Source organism: Bacilli bacterium (genome assembly GCA_036381315.1).
Taxonomy (GTDB): Bacteria; Bacillota; Bacilli; order Paenibacillales; family KCTC-25726; genus DASVDB01.
Genome location: DASVDB010000041.1, coordinates 1 through 6,060, shown reverse-complemented (window position 1 = coordinate 6,060; position 6,060 = coordinate 1). Strand labels below are relative to the sequence as shown.

Sequence of the window (6,060 nt, the reverse complement as noted above, 5' to 3'; positions counted from 1 at the left end):
GACCACCAGGTAGATAGGTTCGAGGTGGAAGCGTGGCAACACGTGGAGCTGACGAATACTAATCGGTCGAGGGCTTAATCTGCCAAGCAAGACACTTTGGAGAATCCATTCGTTCGTTTCCGGTTTTGAGGGAACAAGGGCCGTTTATATATGATTCATGTACAGGCGCGGCGTTGTTGTGACAACTGTATGGCGCTTGGCAATCGGTCCTTTTCATTGTTCCTGTTTGCAGCGCAAACAGGTATTTGGCGGTGTAGCTCAGCTGGCTAGAGCGTACGGTTCATACCCGTGAGGTCGGGGGTTCGAGGCCCTCCACCGCTATTCAAAATGCACTTTTGGACGCTTAGCTCAGCCGGGAGAGCATCTGCCTTACAAGCAGAGGGTCGGCGGTTCGATCCCGTCAGCGTCCACCATCATATGATTGGCCGTGCCGTTGTAGCTCAGTTGGTAGAGCAACGCATTCGTAATGCGTGGGTCGGGGGTTCGAGTCCCTTCAACGGCATTTTGCAATACAAACGATTACTCCAAATGCGGTTTGGGGTTTTTTTATTTTTTGTAAACCATTTGCGGCTTCATACGCCTTTCTCCCTCGTTTTCCGTCGGGCTGTGCTCCAAGTAGGAAATCAAAGAAAATGTTAAAGTTGTCATGTTCAAATTCAAAAAGGCTGACTTAAAATGGAATTGTAAGCGCTTTAGCATTTTAGAGGGAGGTATTAATCATGTTGCAAAGTAAATTGGGAGCCGGAATGTCGGTCCTTCTTTGCCTGGTACTCGTCCTGGGGGTCGGTTTGTCGGTCGGGATGACACCCGAACCCGTAAAGGCGGCTTCCTTTTTTGCCAAGGGCGCGGATATCGGATGGTTGAATCAGTTGGAGGACAATGGGGTGGTTTGGCAAGATAGCGGCGGTGTTCAGAAGGATGCGCTGCAAATCCTGAAGGACAACGGCGTCAACGCCGTCAGACTGAGGGTATTTGTCAATCCGCCAAGCAATTTCCAGTGGAACGGCACATATCTGGGTTACGGAGACAAAACCGGTGTGCTTTGGATGGCGCAGCGCGCCAAAAATATGGGCATGCGAGTTATGATCGATTTTCACTACAGCGATCATTGGGCGGATCCGGGCAAGCAAGACAAGCCTTCGGCGTGGGTGAACCATTCGTTTTCCCAACTGAAAACAGACGTGTACAATCATACGTTTGACATCATGCGCGGATTGGCCGATGAAGGGGTTTATCCCGATTGGGTACAAGTTGGCAACGAAATTCGCGGCGGCTTGTTGTGGCCGGACGGGGACTATAACCATTTCAACAACATGGCCCAGTTGATCAATTCGGGCTATGACGCGGTAAAAGCGGTCAGCCCGTCTTCCAAAGTCGTCGTACATTTGGATAAAGGAGCCGACAATAGCTTATACAGATGGTTCTTTGACAATTTGACCGCGAACGGCGGCAAATTTGATGTCATAGGGATGTCGTATTACCCGTATTGGGACGGCGTGGATTATACGCAAAACATCAATGACCTGGCTTACAATATGAACGATATGGTTTCACGGTACGGCAAGGATGTCATCATCTGCGAGGTCGGAGGATTGGAAAGCCAGCCGTCGAATACTTACAATATGCTAAACGCCGTTCAAAGCAAACTTTTGGCGGTGCCAAACGGACGCGGCCTCGGATTGTTCTACTGGGAGCCTGAGGCGAATTCCGGCGTGTTGCCCGACGGATACCCGTTAGGCGCGACAAGCAAGGTGTCCGGCAATGTCCTCAGATTCACTTCGGCCATTGGCGCGTTTGCCGGTTCCGGCGGCGGTGGCGGCGCAACGTATGTCAAGTTGAAAAACCGCGCCAGCGGGTTGTACATTGACGGCATGGGCCGCACCGCCAACGGCGACAACGTTGGGCAATGGAGCAACAGTTCCAGCTACAACCAGCAATGGATCATCGAAACCGTCGGCAGCTACGTCAAGATCAAAAACCGCGCGAGCGGGTTGTATATTGACGGTATGGGCCGCACAACGAATGGCGATGCGGCCGGCCAATGGAGCGGCGGCGGCAGTTATAATCAACAATGGCAGCAGGAAACGGTGGGCAGCTACGTCAAATTCAGGAATCGGGCGACGGGGTTATATCTGGACGGCATGGGCCGCACCGCCAACGGGTCGGACCTTGGCCAATGGAGCGAAAGCAGCAGTTCGAATCAGCAGTGGCAAATTGTCAGCCCGTAACGTATCCGAATCATGAGTTTCGTCGTGGCGAGGCTTGGCTCAATGGCCAGGCCTCCGTTTCCCGTTGATGTTCCATAAATCGCGACATCCGTTTTCGGTGAAGGCGTCTTGATTCTCCTCCAAGGGAAAGAAGGGATCTTATGAAGCTGCTAATCGTTGACGATGAAGCCCGAACGAGGGAAACGCTGCAAAAACATATCAAATGGGATGAGATCGGGATTCGCGAAATCCGGCTCGCGGCGGACGGGAGGGACGCATTGAAGCAGGCGGAGAAATGGAATCCTGATATTGTGCTGTGCGACGTCCGCATGCCCAAAATGGACGGGATTCAATTCGCCAAACGTCTCCGCTGGACGGATCCGACGTGCAAACTGATTTTTATTAGCGGCTTTTCCGACAAGGAGTATTTATTGTCGGCTATCCATTTAAAAGCGGTAAGCTATATTGAAAAGCCAATCCAACTCGAACGGGTGAAAAAAACGGTTGAGGAGGCTGCCCGGGCGCGAAAGAGGGAGTTGGAACAAATTGCGGCGGAACGCAACCTGCAGGCCGGCTACGAACGAAGCCTGCCGTTTCTCAAGCAGGAATTGCTGCGCCGCTTGATCGACCGATCGGCGGTTGCGGAAACGGCCGATTTGTTGAGCATGCAGCATACGCTGCCGTTTGAGGCGGCCGGGATGTTTACAGTGGTTGTCGCGCCGCTGTTCCGGAAAGTTCCCGATCCGGAGAATCAACAATTTATCCGGGAGGAGTTGCTGTACAAACTGAGCGACATGCCATCGCTCGTCTCGTTGGGCGCGCTTTGCGGCTTCGACGCCCGGCATTGTCTCGTGCTGCTCTTGCCCGGAAAATACGGCGGCTCCTATCAGGAGGGCCGCCAAGTCATTGAGCAAATTTACGGCGATGTGCGCGCGCGAATGGATCGAGCCATTACGTTTGGGCTGGGAGTGGGAAAACCGGTTCGCGGGCTATACCATCTGCCCGAATCTTATAGGACAGCGTCTGCAGCAAGTCTCCTGCAATTTTACAATGAGAACTCATCCATTATGTTTGCCGAATCCCTTGGCGTAAGTCGACCGCTTGCGCTAAACCCCGAATCGCTCAGGCAATTTCGCGAGGCGGTCCGCAAAGGGGAGATTGAACAGGCGGAACAATTGATCAGGGCGTTCGGGGAGCTTGCCCGAAAGCAAAAAGATCTGGATATTCCGCATGTTCGCGACTTGTTTTTCCAATTTCTGCTGATTGCTTTGGAAACCGCCGCACAGCAAGGATTGACGGAACAAACCGGAGACGCTGAACGCAGGTATATATGGAAAGAGATCGACAGTTTGCCGGGAATCGCCCCTTTGGAGGATTACGTGTTGTCGTTTCTCGCTCCTTTCCGGAAAGACGGGAGCGGATACGGCGGCAAACTGCTGGAAGTCATGCGCTATATTCACGGGCATTTTCACGAGAAAGGCTTCAACATCTCGGAAATCGCGGAGCATGTTCATTTGAGCGAAACGTATTTGTGTTCCCTGTTCAAAAAGCAAAAGGGGCAGACGGTTAAAGAGTATATCTCGGAGGTCCGCTTGGAGAAGGCCAAGGAGCTCCTGAGCGATGCCGACATGAAACAATATGAAGTCGCCGCCCGGCTCGGTTTTGCCGACGCCAATTATTTTACGACATTTTTCAAAAAAATGACGGGGCTGTCACCCTCGGAATACCGGGAGAAGATCGGAAAATGAAACGGGCTCCTCTCCGGATATTGGAAAACGTGGGAATCAAATATAAACTGTTTGCCGCTTTTTTAATGGTGATCACCGTTCCGTTTCTGCTTTTATTGTTCGTCCATTTGACATTGACGGAACGAAACAGCGAAAAACAGGCGATCATGACGACCCACAAGGTGCTGGGCGAAACGGAATCCTACATCGAATACAAGGTGCGGGCAGTTTATGAGGTGCTTAATTTCATTGCTTTCAATGACACAGTGGTGCAGGTGATCGAAACGGATCCGGCGCAATATGCGGATGTGAATCAATGGGGATGGGGCTCGTATCAATTGTCCCGGGTATTGGCGCAAAGCCGCAACAACCCGGATATCGGCAGCTTGCAGCTGTACATGCGGGGAGGGCTTGCGGCAGCCACGGAAACCGAGGATTATTTGCGCATGGACAGGATCGGCGAAGAAGCGTGGTTCAAAGATTACGCATCCGCGCATGAAGTGTTTATCTGGTTGCCGTCTGATGTGTTGAACGATCCTGTTGCGCATGCCGGGGACGTTGCCGTTTTGCGAAAAATACCGAAACCACGCGATATTTTGCATTTTAACGGCATCGTCAGAGCGAACCTGTCGCGGGAGGTGCTGCAATCCATACTCGATCATGTTTCGTTCACGCCCGGGGCAACCGGGATTCTTTTCAACGAGCGCGGCGATGTGTTGAGCGCTTCCCGCAATTTTCAGTTTACTGCACACGAACTGGCGGCCTTTACAGACGAAAACCGAAAGCTGGACAAAGCGCGCAAAGTGTGGGACGAACATTTGCTGGTGGACGGAAAGCGGCTGCTGTACGGTCTGGGGACTATTTCGGGCAGCGATATGAAACTGGCGATTATTGTGCCGTATTCCGATATTCTGAAATCCAACCAACAAACGCGAAACCAATTTATCACCATATTTTTGCTGATTGTCCCGTTTACCCTCCCCTTGTCGTTTTGGGCGGCGGGATCGGCCACGAAACGGATTCGCCAACTCACCCGCCACGTCCGTCAGGTCAAGCAGGGCAATTTTGAACTGTCGCGTCTCCCCGCTTCCGCGGACGAGATCGGCCAGTTGACCCACCATTTTCACCTGATGGTGCAAAGCATTTCCGATTTAATGACGGAGAATTACAAGATGGGTTCGGAGATTAAGGATAAGGAACTGAAAGCGCTGCAAGCCCAGATTAACCCGCATTTCCTGTACAATACCCTCGATTTGATCAATGTGCTGGCGATTGAACGCGGTGCGGAGGAAATCTCCCGGGTCGTGGATGAACTGGCGGTCTTTTATCGGCTTAGCTTGTCCAAGGGAGAGGACATCGTGACGCTGGAAAACGAGTTGAAGCATGTGGAGGCGTACGTCAGGATTCAAAACAGGCGGTTTGGCGGCGGAATTGAATTAATCATCGATGTGCCGTGCGAATTATATGACTGCAAAATTCCGAAGATCACACTGCAGCCGCTGGTTGAAAACAGCATTTTGCACGGCATATTGGAAACGGATAAGCAGCGGGGAACGATCCGCATTCAGGCCCGCAAGGAAGAATACGATGTGATCATTACCGTGGAGGATAACGGCGTCGGCATGACAGCGGAGCAGTTGGCCGCGATTTTCAAGGGGAACGGGAGCAAGAAAACGGGGGGATTCGGCGTAGGCAACATTTTGGATCGCATTCGTCTTTATTACGGAAATCAGTACGGTTTGCAGTTCGACAGCGCGCCGAACGCCGGAACCAGAGCGACTTTGCGCATTCGCGCATGATGCCGGCTCCCGGCCGCATCCACGCCGCCCTTGTCCGATTTGGACAGACGGGCGGTTTTTTTGTCCGCTTTGATGAATCGTAAGTTTTCAAAGAATTTCGAAGAGTATTTGGCTGTTTTCGCCGCGGGCTTTTTTTTACAATTTGAAGCGAAGAAAAACGAACCATCGCTGAAAGGAGGTGGATGCGGATGGATTCGGGCACCCAAAGCGGCGCGGCTCTCGGCGAACGGGTCGAACACAGTGTGCTGAGCAAACGAAGCGGCGGCTTTATTGCGGAACTTCGCCGGAATAAAGTGCTGTACCTGATGTTTTTGCCGTTGGGAGTGT

At 52.2% G+C, this 6,060-nt stretch carries 3 protein-coding genes, 3 tRNA genes and 1 rRNA gene; all 7 read left to right on the top strand.

Annotation, left to right across the window (positions count from 1 at the left end; all coding sequences use genetic code 11):
- Positions 1–82: ribosomal RNA gene (locus VF260_03150) — 23S ribosomal RNA — on the top strand; the annotation flags it as partial.
- Positions 83–247: 165 nt separating this feature from the next.
- Positions 248–321, top strand: a tRNA-Met gene (locus VF260_03145).
- A 16-nt stretch (positions 322–337) separates the two neighbouring features.
- Positions 338–413: transfer RNA gene (locus VF260_03140), tRNA-Val, on the top strand.
- 16 nt (positions 414–429) lie between these two features.
- Positions 430–502, top strand: a tRNA-Thr gene (locus VF260_03135).
- A gap of 217 nt (positions 503–719) precedes the next feature.
- Positions 720–2,228: a glycosyl hydrolase 53 family protein gene (locus VF260_03130; GenBank protein HEX7056181.1), complete on the top strand. Its 1,509-nt coding sequence runs from the start codon at positions 720–722 to the stop codon at positions 2,226–2,228.
- A gap of 140 nt (positions 2,229–2,368) precedes the next feature.
- Positions 2,369–3,955 (top strand): response regulator, encoded by a 1,587-nt coding sequence (locus VF260_03125; protein ID HEX7056180.1) that lies wholly within the window; start codon positions 2,369–2,371, stop codon positions 3,953–3,955.
- Positions 3,952–5,733, top strand: a complete 1,782-nt coding sequence (locus VF260_03120) for a sensor histidine kinase (protein HEX7056179.1) — start codon at positions 3,952–3,954, stop codon at positions 5,731–5,733. The genes VF260_03125 and VF260_03120 overlap by 4 nt, the downstream gene beginning before the upstream one ends.
- Positions 5,734–6,060: the final 327 nt, after the last annotated feature.